This is a genomic window from Ideonella sp. (genome assembly GCF_041287625.1).
GTDB lineage: Bacteria > Pseudomonadota > Gammaproteobacteria > Burkholderiales > Burkholderiaceae_C > Ideonella.
The window spans coordinates 34992-48999 of the sequence record NZ_JBGGNH010000038.1 but is presented as its reverse complement, the minus strand read 5'-3'; the positions used below and the strand labels follow the sequence as shown (position 1 = coordinate 48999).

The 14008-nt window shown below is 69.3% G+C and carries 10 protein-coding genes; all 10 read left to right on the top strand.

The window, feature by feature from the left end; translation table 11 throughout:
• The first annotated feature begins 16 nt into the window (after positions 1-16).
• The 10 genes from ACAH41_RS15715 (at position 17) to ACAH41_RS15670 (ending at position 13955) form a co-directional block, all read left to right on the top strand.
• Positions 17-670, top strand: a complete 654-nt coding sequence (locus ACAH41_RS15715) for a hypothetical protein (RefSeq protein WP_325655520.1) — start codon at positions 17-19, stop codon at positions 668-670.
• Positions 670-960 (top strand): hypothetical protein, encoded by a 291-nt coding sequence (locus tag ACAH41_RS15710; RefSeq protein WP_325655519.1) that lies wholly within the window; start codon positions 670-672, stop codon positions 958-960. Before ACAH41_RS15715 ends, ACAH41_RS15710 begins: the two co-directional genes overlap by 1 nt.
• A 10-nt stretch (positions 961-970) precedes the next feature.
• Positions 971-2119: a hypothetical protein gene (locus tag ACAH41_RS15705; RefSeq protein ID WP_325655518.1), complete on the top strand. Its 1149-nt coding sequence runs from the start codon at positions 971-973 to the stop codon at positions 2117-2119.
• On the top strand, positions 2119-2934 hold the full coding sequence (locus ACAH41_RS15700; RefSeq protein WP_325655517.1) for a phage baseplate assembly protein V: 816 nt from the start codon (positions 2119-2121) through the stop codon (positions 2932-2934). Before ACAH41_RS15705 ends, ACAH41_RS15700 begins: the two co-directional genes overlap by 1 nt.
• 19 nt (positions 2935-2953) lie before the next feature.
• Positions 2954-3340 (top strand): GPW/gp25 family protein, encoded by a 387-nt coding sequence (locus ACAH41_RS15695; protein ID WP_325655516.1) that lies wholly within the window; start codon positions 2954-2956, stop codon positions 3338-3340.
• A complete protein-coding gene (locus ACAH41_RS15690) occupies positions 3340-4548 on the top strand; it encodes a hypothetical protein (protein ID WP_325655515.1) in 1209 nt (402 codons plus the stop codon). The genes ACAH41_RS15695 and ACAH41_RS15690 overlap by 1 nt, the downstream gene beginning before the upstream one ends.
• Positions 4549-4665: 117 nt before the next feature.
• Positions 4666-7635, top strand: a complete 2970-nt coding sequence (locus tag ACAH41_RS15685) for a baseplate J/gp47 family protein (RefSeq protein ID WP_325655514.1) — start codon at positions 4666-4668, stop codon at positions 7633-7635.
• A complete protein-coding gene (locus ACAH41_RS15680) occupies positions 7632-9296 on the top strand; it encodes a phage tail protein (protein ID WP_325655513.1) in 1665 nt (554 codons plus the stop codon). The genes ACAH41_RS15685 and ACAH41_RS15680 overlap by 4 nt, the downstream gene beginning before the upstream one ends.
• Before the next feature lie 34 nt (positions 9297-9330).
• A complete protein-coding gene (locus tag ACAH41_RS15675; RefSeq protein ID WP_325655512.1) occupies positions 9331-12303 on the top strand; it encodes a DUF6519 domain-containing protein in 2973 nt (990 codons plus the stop codon).
• Positions 12300-13955 carry a DUF4157 domain-containing protein gene (locus tag ACAH41_RS15670; protein WP_325655511.1) on the top strand — a complete coding sequence of 552 codons (1656 nt, stop codon included), beginning with the start codon at positions 12300-12302 and terminating at the stop codon, positions 13953-13955. Before ACAH41_RS15675 ends, ACAH41_RS15670 begins: the two co-directional genes overlap by 4 nt.
• Positions 13956-14008: the final 53 nt, after the last annotated feature.

The window sequence follows — 14008 nt, the reverse complement described above, 5'->3', positions numbered from 1 at the left end:
GCCACACGCCCACCCCATGCCGCTACTCTCCCCCACCCGTGGCTTCCTGATCGAGTACGCGCTGGCCATTCCGCCGCTGGTGCTGGCCTTCGACTTCAACCCGCAGACCATCACGCGCAACCGCAGCGTCACGCTGACCCTGGGCAGCACGCCGGCCACCCGTGGCGGCTACGACTTCACGCTGCCCACCGAAACCGCCCGCGTGGCCCAGGGCGTCGCAGTGGAGCCCGAAAGCTTCGACCTGGAGATCCTGCTCGACGCCACCGACCGCCTCAACGACGACGAGCCGATCGCCCGCGAATTCGGCGTCCAGCCCGAACTGGACACGCTGCGCAGCATGGTCGAGCCCAAGACCCAGGGCCCGGGCGGCCTGCAGATCCTGGCGAGCCTTGGCCTGGGCGGCGAGCGGGCCTTCCAGCGCGCGCAATGCGCCTCGGTGCTGCTGTTCGTCTGGGGCCGGCATGTGCTGCCGGTCTTCCTCAAGAGCATCGAGGTGACGGAAACCGCGCACATGCCCAACCTCACGCCCTACCGCGCATCGCTCAAGCTGGGCCTGCAGGTCATCGAAGGGCACAACCCGTTCTACGAAGTCGAGAAGCTGCAGCAGTTCATCGGCTCCGGGTTGAACACCGGCCGCACCGTGGGCGCGGCCATCGGAGGGCTGTTCTGATGTTCCTGAAGAACTCCCGCTACCAGCGGACCCGCCGCTTCGCGCCCGGGCCAGACGGCAGCCTGCGCTGCAAGGGCACGCGGCCGCGCGAGATCGGCCCGGCACCCGGCGTGATCGAGCACGTGGTGCGCGAGGGCGACCGGCTGGACCTGCTTGCCGGCCACTACTACAACGACCCCCGGCTGTGGTGGCGCATCCTCGATGCAAATGCCGACATGGGCGACGCTGCCGAGCTGTCGCTGCGCCAGCATGTGGGCGAGATCATCCTGATCCCCCGGGCCCGGGACTGAGGCCGCCACCATGCTGCTCGACCTCTTCTCCAGCAAGGACCGCAGCCCCGCCGAGTGCGTGGTCAAGGTGGACGGCCAGGAGATCGCCGAGCTCTACCCTTTCCTGATCGAGCTGTCGGTGCAGACCTCGCGCAGCGAAGCCGCCACCGCGTCCCTCAGCTTCGAGACCCGGCGCGACGAGCTGGGCCGCTGGACGGTGCAGGACGCCGATGTGCTGAAGCCATGGGCCCGCATCGAGATCCACGCCGCCTTCGGCCACCGCACCGAGGAAGTGATGCGCGGCTACATCCGCGAGGTCAAGCTGGACACCCCGCAGGACGCCGGTGCCGCGCAGGTGCGGGTCGAATGCCAGGACGACTCGATCCGGCTGGACCGGGAGCACCGCCGCAAGACCTGGGGAACCAGCACCCTGCCCTCCAGCGACAGGCTGCTGCTGGTCGAGATCCTCTCGGCCTACGGCCTGCTGCCCGACCCGGAGAACAAGCCCGGGCAGGACCGGCTGGTCGGCATCGCGCAGGACGACACCGACATCAAGTTCCTCAAGTCGCGCGCCGAGTTCAACGGCTACGAGCTGATCTTCCGCGAAGGCCTGGTTTACTTCGGCCCGATGCGGCTGGACGCAGATCCGCAGGACACCCTGCTGGTCTATGCCGGTGCCGACACCAACTGCCTGAGCCTGTCGGCCAATGTCAACGGCCACCAGGCCGATGCCGTGGCCTACGACGCGCCGGCCGAAACCGGCGACGGCGTGACCCCCCGCACCGTGAAGCCCAACCTGTCGGTGATGGGTCTGCAACGTGCCGACAGCAGCCAGGCCGGGCTGGAGCCCTTCGTGTGGCGCCTGCAGGCCCAGGCCGGGGCCGATGCCAATCGCCTGCAGGCGCTGGCGCAGCAAAAGGCCAACGAGCTGGACATCCAGCGCGTGAAGGCCGAGGGCGAACTGGACGGCACGCTGTATGGCCACGTGCTGAAGGCCGGCCTCCCGGTGGGCGTGGACGGGCTGGGCGATTGGCTCTCGGGCGTCTATTACGTCGACAGCGTCAGCCACAACTTCAACGCCCAGGGCTATCGCCAGCACTTCGCGCTGCTGCGCAACGCCGTGGGCGACAACCTCAGCACGCTGCCCGGACCGGGCAGCGCATTGGCAGGAGTCATCTGATGGCCGACGGCCTGCAGCAGATCGCCAAGTCCCTGAACCAGCAACGCGCCTGGGGCAAGTACCGCGGCTTCGTCACCGACAACGCCGACCCGGAAAAACGCGCGCGCCTGAAGCTGCGCGTGCCGGCCCTGCTGGGCGAGGCCGAGACCGACTGGGCACTGCCCTGCCTGCCGTGTGGCGGGCTGTCCAACCAGGGCTTCTTCAGCGTGCCGCAGGTTGGCGCCCAGCTGTGGGTGGAGTTCGAAGGCGGGCAACTGGACTTCCCGATCTGGACCGGCACCTTCTGGCAGGTCCAGGCCGACATCCCGCCCGAAGTGCAGGACCCGCCCACCACCACCGTGCTGCGCACGCCCAAGGGCCACACGCTGCTGCTGGAAGACAAGGACGACGCCGAGCAACTGCTGCTGGCGCACCTGGGCGGCGCACAGCTGGAGATGAACAAGGACGGCAACCTGGCGTTGACGGACCAGTCCGGCGCCACGCTGGTGCTGGACACGCAGAACAGCAAGGTGGTGCTGGAAGACGCCAACGGCAACACCTTGACGCTGGACCAGCAGGGCACGCGCATCGAAGACGCCAACGGCAACAAGATCGAGATGAGTGCCTCCGGCGTGAAGCTCAGCACCAGCGCGGTGATCACCATCGAAGGCAGCCAGGTGGCGCTGGGTGGCTCGGGCGGTGAGCCGGTCATCAAGGGCACCAGCTTCCTGACACTGTTCGCCACCCACGTGCACCCCACCGCGGTGGGCCCCTCCGGGCCACCCATTCCGCAGGGCGAGATGAGCAGCCTTTCCACCAAGGTCATGTCGGCATGACAGCGCACAGGAATCCATGATGGCCCGCCGACTCGTCGACCCTCCTTACCTGGCTTTCCCGCTGCGCGTGGATGCCGCAGGCCCGCAGCTGGCCAGCCGCAGCGAGCACATCCGCGGGCAGATCGAGCAGGTGCTGTTCACGCTGCCGGGCGAGCGGGTGTTCCGGCCCGAGTTCGGTGCCGGCGTGAAGACGCTGGTGTTCGAGCCCAACGATTCGCCGATGTGGCAGGTCACCCGGCGGCGCCTGCTCGCCTCGCTGGCCGAGGCCTTGCAGGGCGAGGTGGACCCGCGCAGCCTGGAAGTCGAAGTGGCGGGCGAGGACGCTTCGCTGCAGATCCGCATCAGCTACACCCTGGCGGCCATCGGCCACCGCGACAGCCAGCAGTTCGACCTGGGAGGCGCGTGATGGCCACCGAGCCCGTCCCCGAGGTGCTGTTCGGCTTGGGCTGCTGCCCGGACTGCGGCCAGCGCCAGGTCGACCTGCCCGACGTGCTGCCCACGGTGGGCGACGACTTCGACTGGGACCAGCGCGACTACGACGGCTTTCGCCTGTTCATGCTGCAGGAGCTGGCGGCCCGCTATCCGCAGCGCAAGCGCTGGACGCCGGCCGACGTCGAGGTCACGCTGATCGAGGTGCTGGCCGCCGCGCTGGACCAGCTCTCCGACGGCATGGACCGCGCCGCCGCCGAAGGCTGGCTGGAGACCGCGCGCCGGCCGGAATCGGTGAGGCGCTGGCTCAGCCTGATCGGTGATGACGTGCTGAGCCGCGCCCAGCGCCTGAAGCAGCCGCCGTTTGACCTGCCGCCTGCGGCCGGCGACCCGCGCACCCCCGCCCAGCGCTTCGACGCCTGGTGGCTGGACCACCCCGAGAAGATGGAGCAGGCCCGGCTGGACGGGCCGCGTGCCGTGCATGACCAGCACCGCATGGTGACCACCGAAGACCATGCGCTGCGGCTGGAAGACCACCCGCTGGTGCTGCGCGCCCACGCCTGGGAACGCTGGGACGGCGCCTGGACGACCGTGCACGTCGCGGTGGTGCCCTGGGACCAGCTGGACCTGGACGAGCTGATCGACAAGGGCCTGGCGACCGACCAGCGCAACGACGACATCTGGGCCCAGACCCAGCAGTTCCACGCCGAGCTCGGCCTGTACCTGCCACCCCGCGCCCAGCGGCCCAGCGTGCGCAGCGTGCTCTACCCCTACCTGGAGGACTGGCGCATGGTGGGCCAGGAGGTCGTGCTGGAGCGGGCGGTGGAGGTGGGCATCGTGCTGGGCCTGGCGATCCAGGTCGACCCGGACTACTTCCAATCCGAGCTGCGCCGCGCGGTGGAGCGGGCGCTGGGCACCGGCCCGGGTGGCTTCTTCGAGCCTGGCCGCCTGCGCTTCGGCGAAGACCTTTGGGCCAGCGACCTGTACCAGGTGCTGATGGCGCTGGACGGCGTGGAAAACGTCTGCCTGAACCGCTTCAAGCGCCTGGGCGACCGCTTCCCCGACGAGTCTGCCAGCGGCCGCATCGCGCTGGAGGGCCTGGAGATCGCCGTCTGCGACAACCTGCCCAGCCAGCCCCGGCGCGGCTTCTACACGCTGCGCCTGAACGGCGGCCGCAAGGGGTGATGTCATGAAACACCCCATGTCGACCTGTTCCACGGGAGCCGAGCGCCAGGCCGCTCCCAAGCCGGCCCACATCCCCTCGGGGGATCGGCCGCTGTATTCGGCGGACGAGGGGCTGTCATGACCCCAGACCTCACCCGCTGGAACCGCGCCGGACTGTCCCGTTTTGACTACCTCGACGGCAATGCCGCCGTCTGGCTGGAGCGCCTGCGCGCCGGCCTGGCCGAGCGCTTCCCGGACTGGCCGGTGCTTGCCACGCTGCCGGCCGCCCCGGCCACCGCGCAGGCGCGGGCCGCCGAGACCGAAGACGCCCGCAAGCAGCGGCTCGAAAAGCTCTACGCGGCCGACCCGGACGACCTGCTGTGGCAGTTGATGCGGCAGTTCGCCCGCGCCAGCCACGTGCTGGACGTGCATCTGGACGCCCATGCCAACGAAGGCTACCTCGGCACCGCCAGCCAGTGGGACAGCCTGCGCCGCCTGGTCGCGGTGCTGGACTACGCGCCCCGCCCGCCGGCCTCGGCCGCGACGCCACTGGTGCTGCAGTTGAAAGCCGGCCAGGCCGGCCGCGTGGCCGCCGGCCTGCAGGTGCAACACCAGCCGGTGGACGGCGCGCCGCTGGTCTTCGAAACCCTGGCCGACCTGGACGCCGACGCCAGCTTCAACACCCTCTACCCGCGCGACCACCTGCGTTGCCCGGACTGGCTCGCCGGCAGCACGCTGGAGCTGGACCAGGCCGTGGACGAACTCAAGGCCGGCGAGCCGCTGGTGCTGGAGGAACTGCAGCTGGGCCATCTCTCGGCCCACCGCGTGGAGGGACTGCGCCCGCTGCCGGACGGCCGCAGCCTGGTCAGCATCTCGCCGCCCGTGCCCAAGACCGGCAAGCTGCATTTCGCCAAAGGCTGGACCGTGGTCCACCTCTGCCCCAAAGACAAGCTGCGTCCGCTGGAGCCGGTGACACGTGGTGTGGACGAGGCCGGCCACAGCCTGCAACTCGCCGTCTCAACCGGTGACCTGACGCCAGGCGACCTGGTGCTGATCCGGGCCGTGGACGACAAGCCGCGCTACCGCCGCGTCAAGGGCGTGCACGACGACCGCCTCGTCTTCACACAGGCGGTCGGCGCGCTGACGCTGGTGGGCGCCACCGTGGACCGCCCCATCGTCGTGCCCATGACCGACCTGGGCGAGCCGACCCGGCGCCGCACGATTGCCGAAGACGGCAGCGTGGTGCTGCTGGTCTATGCCGCGGGCGACTGGTCGCGCCTGGCCAGCCAGTGGCTCTCGCACATCCACAAGCTCAAGGACGCGCAAGGCCAGGAACGCGAGGTGCTGCCCAGCTACCGCTGCCTGCATGCCAAGTACGTGCCGGTGGACACCAGCCGCGAGTCGCTGCAGCCCGACGACCGGCCCGGCTACACCGCGCTGAGCATGACCTGGCACGCCGACACCGACGACGTGCCCGGCGACGCCAACCTCGAGCTCTACAACCCGCAAACCCTGCTCGCGCCGCCGCCCGGCGCTGGCGCCTGGGCCGTGGACGCCTTCCTCAACCCCAGCGACCACGGCCACCTGGCGCCGGCGCTGGTCACCAGCGCCGTCAAGCAGACCGCCGCCGGCGACCTGGCCGTGGTGCTGCGCGCCGGCCAGCTGGCCTGGACCCGGCTGGCCTCGGTCGCCGCAGACACCGAACACCAGAAGGCCACACTGACCGCGCAGGGCGCCTGGCAGGACCGAGGCGGCGGCCCGTGGTTCCTCAGCCGCAGCAGCGTGTTTGCACACTTCAGGCGCCAGGCCCACCTGCAAGGCTGGCAACTCAACGCCAGCCCGCTCAGCGGCCCCTGGCTGGCCACCGAAACCCTGCCCTCCGGCCTGCCGCTGCGCCGCAGCGTGGTGGTCGACAACGGCCTGATCTCGCTGCAGACGCAGGTCATCGAGATCGCTGCCGATGGCAGCGGCCTGCGTCTGGCCGACCCGCTGCCCGCCGGCAGCACCGCCGGCAACCTGGTGCTGCATGCCAACGTCGTGCAGGCAGGCCATGGCGAAAGCCGCCCGGAGCGGGTGCTCGGCAGCGGCGACGCAACCCGCAACCAGCAGCACTTCACGCTCGCCGTGCCCGACGCCAGCTTCGTGGCCGACCCGCTGATGAGCGCTGGCGTGCGCGCCGACCTGCAGGTGCGGGTGGGCGAAGAAACCTGGCAAGCCATTGGCAACCTGAAGGACGCCGGATCGACCGAAGCGCGCTACCAGGTCCGGGTGGACGAAGACGGCCACCTCGGCCTGCAGTTCGGCGACGGCCGCCACGGCCGCCGGCTGCCCAGCGGGGCCAACAACGTGCGCGTGCGCTTCCGCCAGGGCGTCGGCCTGGTGGGCAACCTTGCGCCAGGCAGCCTGCGCAAGCTGGTCAAGCCGCATCCACTGCTGGAGGCGGTGCTGCAGCCCGTCGCCAGCAGCGGCGGCGCGGACCGCGAGTCCAGCAACGACCTGCGCAGCCACGCTTCGGCCACGCTGCTGGCACTGGACCGCGCCGTCTCGCTGGACGACTTTGCCCAGTTGGCGCGCGGCCATGCCAGCGTCTGGCAGGCCCGCAGCTTCCGCCTGCCGCCAGGCCGCGGCCAGCGCGAGCGCATCGAGGTCGTCGTCATGGCAGCCGGCGGCGAAGCCCCCACGCCGGCACTGCAGGCCGAGCTGCAGGACTTCCTGGTCGCCCGATCGCTGCCGGGCGTGAGCCTGGGCATCAGTGGCTACGTGCGCCAGGTCTTCGGGCTGGCCATCACGGTGCGGGTGCGCAGCGCTGCGTTCGACCCCGAGAGCGTCAAGGCGGCCGTGCGCGGCGCGCTCGTGGCCGCCTTCTCGCCCCAGGTCCGCCGGCTCGGCCAGCCCTTGTATCGAGGCGAGGTCTACCGGGTGGTCGAAACGGTCACCGGCGTCGAAAACGCCGACTGCAGCATCACCCTCACCGCCGCCACACGTGCCGCGCTGGACCGCGTGGTTGAAACCGAGGGTGCGTTGATGCTGGCCGCGCCCACCGAGCGCCAATGCCTGGTGCTGGACGTTGCCAGCCTGGTCGTGCTGCACGAGGAGTTCAGCCTGTGAGCAAGCCCACACCCACCGACACCCCACGCTACGCCGCGCTGCTGCGCGAATGGCTGCCGGCCGTCTGGCGCGAGCGCGACGGCACCGAGGCCCTGGACACCAGCCAGGGCGACCTGCAACGCCTGCTGGAAGTCAGCGGCGACCTGCTGGATGCCTTTCGCGCCACGCTGGCGCAACGCGCAGTCGACGCCTTCCCCGACGCCCAACCGGATGGCCGCCATTGCCAGCCCTGGCTGCTGCCCTACATCGCCCAGCTGCTGGACGTGCGCCTGGTCTCGCCGGACGAAAACGGCCGCCGCGCCGAGCTGGCCTCGGCCGTCGCCTGGCGCCAGCGCAAGGGCACGCGCGTGGCGGTGGAGCAGATCGCCGAGGCCGTGGGCCAGTTCGAGGTCGAAGTGCAGCAAGGCTGGCAGCGCGTGGCCCTCACGCCGCGGGTGGACCGCCCGCTGCTGCCCGAAAGCGCCTTCGGCGAACCCGCGCTGCCAGCCCACGCCAGCATGGACCAGCGCGCCAGCCACCCCGGCCTGCCGGCGGTGAGCCCAGACCTGCGCTGGGGCTCGCGCGCGGTGCGCTGCTCGCCCGACAACCCTGGCGCCCACACCACCACCTTCGGCGGCCAGAGCGCCAGCTGGCGCCAGATCCACCGCCACGGCGCGCCCTGCCTGCCCGGCAGCTTCCAGGACGTCTCGCGCCGCACACCGGACCTGCGGCGCCCCCCCGGCGCCGCTGAACTGGGCATCGGCCCGTACCACCCGCGCCGTGTGTCGCTGTTCCTGCCGCCGCCCGAAGGCCATTGCTCGGCCCAGGCCCGCAGCCTGTACTGGCCCGACGTGACCGGCCTGGACCAATACGAAGTCGCCGGCCTGCGCTTTCGCAAGGGCAGCACAACCTGGAACGGCCAGCAGGTGCCGCTCTACACCTGGACCGGGCTGGACCCGGTGCCGGTGAAGATGCGCGGTGTGCTGCAGCGCGAGGAACTGGCGGTCTTCCGCTTCGAGAACCTGTGGCTGGACAACAAGCTGCAGATCGCCGACGGCGCGGTGCAGCTCGAAGGCTGCGCCGCACGCCTGCTGAAGGTCACCACCGCCGAGCGGCTGGTCCCCGTGGTGCAGGCCCGCAACAGCCTGCTGCGCCAGCTGGAGGCAGCTCGCGGCCTGGTCCAGCTCGAATACGTCACGGTGCTGGACACGCTGCTGGCCGAGCGCCTGAACGCCAGCGACTGCATCCTGATGCCGCCGCTGCGCAAGGACACGGTGGACAACGACGTGCCCGCCGCCGGCTGCGTGCGCTTCAGCCGGCTCTGGTACCTGCCGGTGGACGCAGACCCCGGCGATCCCGAACTGCCCAATGACCCGGTGTGGGTGGCCCAAGGCCTGCGCTCGGCGCTGTGCGCCATCCGCACCAACTGCAGTACCGCGATGCCGCTGTTCCTCAGCGCCGAGTTCGGCAAGCCCGGCTGCGGCGTACTGCATCCCCTGACGCCGGCCGCCATCCAGAGTGGCGCGGAAGACGGCGGCGAGCTCGGCGGGTGCCACGACTTTCGCCACGTGCTGCGGCGCCGGGCCGTGCTGGACAAGCTGGGCGAGGTGCTGCCCGCCGGCATCGAGCCGGTGCTGATCCTCGACCCCTCGCTGAGCCGCCTGCCCCCACTGGGGCACTGAACACCTCGCCCAGCGACAGACCCAGGGAAGAACCATGAAAACTCAAATCTCCCGCGACAGCCTCGCACCTGACCCGCGTTATGCCGGCGTATTCCTGCAACAGGGCCGCATGATCCTGGACGCCGACTGGAACGAACTCTCGGCGCTGCAGAACAGCCGCCTGGTCGCGGCCTTGCGCGATGCCATCTCCGGCAGCCCCGCCGGCCCTTCCGACCTACTGCCGCTGGGCGGCGCGCCGCGCCACGGCGGCCTGCGCCTGTATGCCGATCCGGCAGGCTCCAACACAATCCGCCTGCAGCCCGGCGTGTTGTATGTGGACGGGGTGCCGGCGCTGCTGCCCGGCAGCGCGCCGATGGCCGTCACGGGCCAGCCCGACTACCCCATCCAGGCCGCCTACAGCGGCGCCAGCCTGAAGCTGTATGCGGACGTCTGGGACCGCTGCGTCACCGCGCTGGAGCGCCCCGAATTGATGGACCCGGCGCTGCACGGCGCCGACACCAGCACCCGCACACAGACCCTGCTGCAGGTCAAGTGGTGCCCGGCGGCGCAGAACCCGCTGGACCCGGCTTTCAACCCACCGCTGGGCAATGCCCCGCTGACGCTCACGCTGCGCAAGATCGACAGCGGCAACGACCCGTGCAATCCCTGCGCGCAGCAGGTGCAGGTCGACGAGCGACTGGGCAACTACCTGTTCCGCGTCGAGGTGCACGACGTGGACCTCGCGGCCAAGACGCTGACCCTCAAATGGTCACGCGACAACGGCGCCGAAGCCGCGGCGGTGAACGACCTGCCCACCGGTTTCAACCAGGGCGACTGGGTCTGGGAGTTCTTCGACACCGACACCGAGCGCCTGCTGGGCCTGCACTTTGCGCCCAACCCGCTCAAGCTGCGCGGGCTGATCAAGGAAACCTGTGTCACGCCGCTGGGCGCCAACGAGCCCAAGGCCTTCGTGCGCCAGTGGGACGGCTACGGCGTCTTCAAACTGGACACCGGCGCGCTGGTCAACGGACGCGACCGCGGCGTGGCCTTGTTCACCGGCAGCAAGGACGACCCGGCCCACGGTCGCGCCCATGCCGAGGCTGGCAAGCTTTCCATCAGCCTGGAAGCCCTGAGCCTGGAGCTTGGTTTCCAGGCGCTGCAGTTCGTGCCGGGTGATCACTGGCAAGCCAGCGTGAGAGAGGCCGTGCAGGCCAGCGGCGACGTGGTGCTCAGCAGCGGCCTGCCACGCGGCGTGCGCCACCACTACCTGCTGCTGGGCGAACTGCAGGCCGACGGCAAGCTCAAGCCGCTGCCAGACGACGCAGCCCGCCGCCGCATGGCCTTCCCGCCGCTGACCGACATCACCGCGGCCGACGTTGGCTTTGCCGACCATTGCCCCGGCCTGTTCATGGGCGCGCAAAACGTGCAGCAGGCGCTGGACAACCTCTGCGCGATCGGCGCCGACGACATCGGCTACACGCTGCCCACCTGCGCCACCAGCCCCAACGTGCGCGAACTGCTGGGCCTGAGCGGCGTGTCGACCAAGGTCAGCAACGTGCTGGACAAGCTGCTCTGCGAGCTGCGCGCCAACGACATTCCACTGGACAAGACCGACGCCAGCCTGTGCGCCGACCTGCAGCTGCCCAGCGTGGTCAGCGTGCAGGACGCGCTGAAGGCCTTGTGCCAGCACAGCGGCGGCTGCGAAGTTTCGGTGCGCACCAGCGAGCAGTTGATGACGGTGCTGAAGCAGGCCGCAGCCGACCAGAAGGGCAGCCTGTGGGTGAAACTGTGCGCGGGCGACTACGTTGTGGACAGCGACGTGCGCGTGGTTGGCCTCACGGCGCTGCGCCTGAGCGGCGAAAGCGCCACTTCGGCTCGCATCATGCTGAGCAGCAACATCCTTTCGGTGGCCGCAGACGAACTGATCCTCGAAAACCTGGGGCTGACGTTCCAGCAATCCGCTGGACAACTCGTTCTGGAGGCGCCCGTGGTCACTGTCCGCGACTGCGAGGCCAACCGGCTCTCGAACAAGATCGGCGGCCCGGCCATGATCAGCGTGCAAGCCCCGAAAGGCGGTGCCTGCACACTGGCCTGGGACAACAACCGGCTGCAAGCCTGGATATCGATCCCTGATCAGCTGAGCTGGGCGCCCGCCCGGGTGGCAGCAGACGATGCCTTCCTGAAGGCCAGCAGCTCGGCGATGCGCGCCATGGCCCTCGACAGCCGCCCGCCCCAGGAAATCCTGGCACAGGCTGCAAACGCTTGGCAGGCCATGCCCGCCGAGCGCCGCAAGGTCTGGCTGGACAGCCTCAAGCACGCCACCTTGCCAGGCAGCCCGGCAAAGCGGCGCGCCGGCTCACCGACCCAGATGAGCACCGAACAGATGGTGATCGCGCTGTCCAGCCCGACGGTCGGCCTTGACCAACAGATCGCCGCGCTGGGCAGCTTCATTCCCACGATCGTGCTGGAGGAGCCCGACCATGCCCTGAGGCTGGCCGACAACCAGGTGGGCGGCTGCATTTCGGGCAGCCAGTTCGCCGGCTGGCTGTTGCTGGCCAATGGCTTCAGCAGCGAGCCCATTCCCCAAGGCGCGTGTAATTTTCCCATCTCCGTAGAAGGAGACGTCATTCAACCCGCAGGCGTGGACCTGGTGCTGCGCGACAACACCCTCACGGGTGTGCATGCCTGCTTCCCTTCCGATGCCTTTCAAGGTGCCGAGGAGGGCATGTGGCTGGTGCGCCAGATACCTGGTTATGGCCGCACGGCCCTGATCGGCAACCGCTTGATGTTGGGCAGTGTGTTTACCACCCACACCTTGATAGCCCAGGGAAACACTTGGTCCCATCTAGGTTATGAAACCGACGTGATCCCCGCAGCTTCATTTTGCGACAGGATCGTCCTCACCGGCAACGTGCTAGAGGGCGTAACAGAGCCCGGACGTGTCGCCCACACCGCCTACAGGCAATACAGCACCGAGGGCAACAACCTCCAGATCGATTTGTGGGCCGCCCGGGAGAAAGCACGATGAACAACTTCCAACTCCTGCGCCGCGCACCCCGCGCCCGGCCGGCCGCGCCGCGCACGGTCGGCCCTGCCGCGCCGGACCAGCGCGCTGCCGTGCAGGAGGCGCTGGGCCGTCCGGTGCAGACGCAGCTGAAAGTGGGGGCGCCAGACGGCGCCCATGAGCGCGAGGCCGAGGCCGTGGCCGACCGCGTGATGGCCACCAGTGAACCGGTGCTGCAGCGCCAGTGCACCCAATGCGCCGACGAAAAAGACAAGCCAGAGGACGCCACCCTGCAGCGCCTGGCCCAGCCAGCGACGGGCGCCCAGGCCAGCACGGTGAGCACCGCGCTGGCCCAGGGCCTGGCCAGCAGCCGGGGCGGCGGGCAGCCGCTGCCGCGCAGCGAGCGCAGCTTCTTCGAGCCGCGCCTGGGCGTGCCGCTGGACGCCGTGCGCGTGCACACCGGGCCGCAGGCGGCGGCCTGGTCGGAGCAACTGGGCGCCCGCGCCTTCACGCTGGGCCGCGATGTGTACTTCGGCGAGGGCGAATACCAGCCCGGCAGCGGCCGCCATCTGATGGCCCACGAGCTGGCGCACGTTGTGCAGCAATCGCGAGGCACCACGGCAGGGAAGGTCGTGATGCGGGAGGAGAAGAAGCCCGTTGACCCGCCGGCGCCGAGCCCGGGCGACGCAATGCAAAGCGCCGTGCTCTCCGCGGCAAGGCAAGCCCTGGCGAGCCATAGGCAAATCAAGTCACCGGATGACATCTACGACATCCGCAACGGAACGAAGACGCTTCGCGTGGCAAGCGTTCTCGGGTTGGACCTTGTGCTCCGCATGCCGCTGATGGGTGCTGCGCAGATGAAGAACTTCACCACCTGCATCGAGTTCGGTGGCCAGACGTTCCTGGATGCCGTGAAGTCGCGGAGTTCCGGCGATGCCAAGGCGGTGCAAAAGCGGTTGGCGCTGTACTCCGCGACCCTGCAGATGATGATGAAGGACATCGAACTTCAGCAGACCGTCGAGGCCTTGAACAAGAGCATGACCCTGTTCGTGAAGCCGACGGCAGACATTCAGGGACGAAAGGACAAGGCGGCATCGGCACTGGCCGATCTCTCGCAGGATCCGTATCCGGATGAGACGCAAGCGGCTCAGATGACTCAGAAACGCCTTGAAATCTCCCAACTCGATGCGGCGCTGAAGCAGTACGAGGCCCAGACGGAGAAGCTGCAGGGTCAGATTGACCGCAAATCCCAGGCGCTCGACGATCTGCGCTCGAAAGAAAAAGCGTGGATTCGGCCGACGCTTGGCCTGTCCGAGGGCCGCCCAAAGCCCGGCGACTTCGTCCTCCATGGGCAGCCGCCGAAGAAGAAGACCTATGGCGTCTCGAAGGAGACCACCGTGGCGCTGGCACCCGGTGGGTTCACGCACATCGCCGTACACGACTCGACAAAGGTCGTCGCGCCCGGCATCGAATTGTGGAAATCAATCGACGGCGGCGGAACGACGCCGGACTCCCGGGACAACTACGTGCGCCTGAGCGATCTCCTTGTCTTCGGCAGCCAACCCAAGCCGGAAACCGATGCAAGCGCTGCCAAGGCCATTCTTCTCGGCTGGTTCGACTCCGGAAAGATGGTCGAGGGCGCAGACTCATCGTCGAGTCCCACGGCCGCACCGTGAATGAAATGCTCGCCGTGACAAACGCAGGTCGTTGGTCTTGCCGGATTGAGCGA

What these genes read in the sequence shown, in the direction of transcription:
- ACAH41_RS15715 (WP_325655520.1), top strand. Translation starts at nt 17, where the DNA reads ATGCCGCTACTCTCCCCCACCCGTGGCTTCCTGATCGAGTACGCGCTG.
- ACAH41_RS15710 (WP_325655519.1), top strand. Translation starts at nt 670, where the DNA reads ATGTTCCTGAAGAACTCCCGCTACCAGCGGACCCGCCGCTTCGCGCCC.
- ACAH41_RS15705 (WP_325655518.1), top strand. Translation starts at nt 971, where the DNA reads ATGCTGCTCGACCTCTTCTCCAGCAAGGACCGCAGCCCCGCCGAGTGC.
- ACAH41_RS15700 (WP_325655517.1), top strand. Translation starts at nt 2,119, where the DNA reads ATGGCCGACGGCCTGCAGCAGATCGCCAAGTCCCTGAACCAGCAACGC.
- ACAH41_RS15695 (WP_325655516.1), top strand. Translation starts at nt 2,954, where the DNA reads ATGGCCCGCCGACTCGTCGACCCTCCTTACCTGGCTTTCCCGCTGCGC.
- ACAH41_RS15690 (WP_325655515.1), top strand. Translation starts at nt 3,340, where the DNA reads ATGGCCACCGAGCCCGTCCCCGAGGTGCTGTTCGGCTTGGGCTGCTGC.
- ACAH41_RS15685 (WP_325655514.1), top strand. Translation starts at nt 4,666, where the DNA reads ATGACCCCAGACCTCACCCGCTGGAACCGCGCCGGACTGTCCCGTTTT.
- ACAH41_RS15675 (WP_325655512.1), top strand. Translation starts at nt 9,331, where the DNA reads ATGAAAACTCAAATCTCCCGCGACAGCCTCGCACCTGACCCGCGTTAT.
- ACAH41_RS15670 (WP_325655511.1), top strand. Translation starts at nt 12,300, where the DNA reads ATGAACAACTTCCAACTCCTGCGCCGCGCACCCCGCGCCCGGCCGGCC.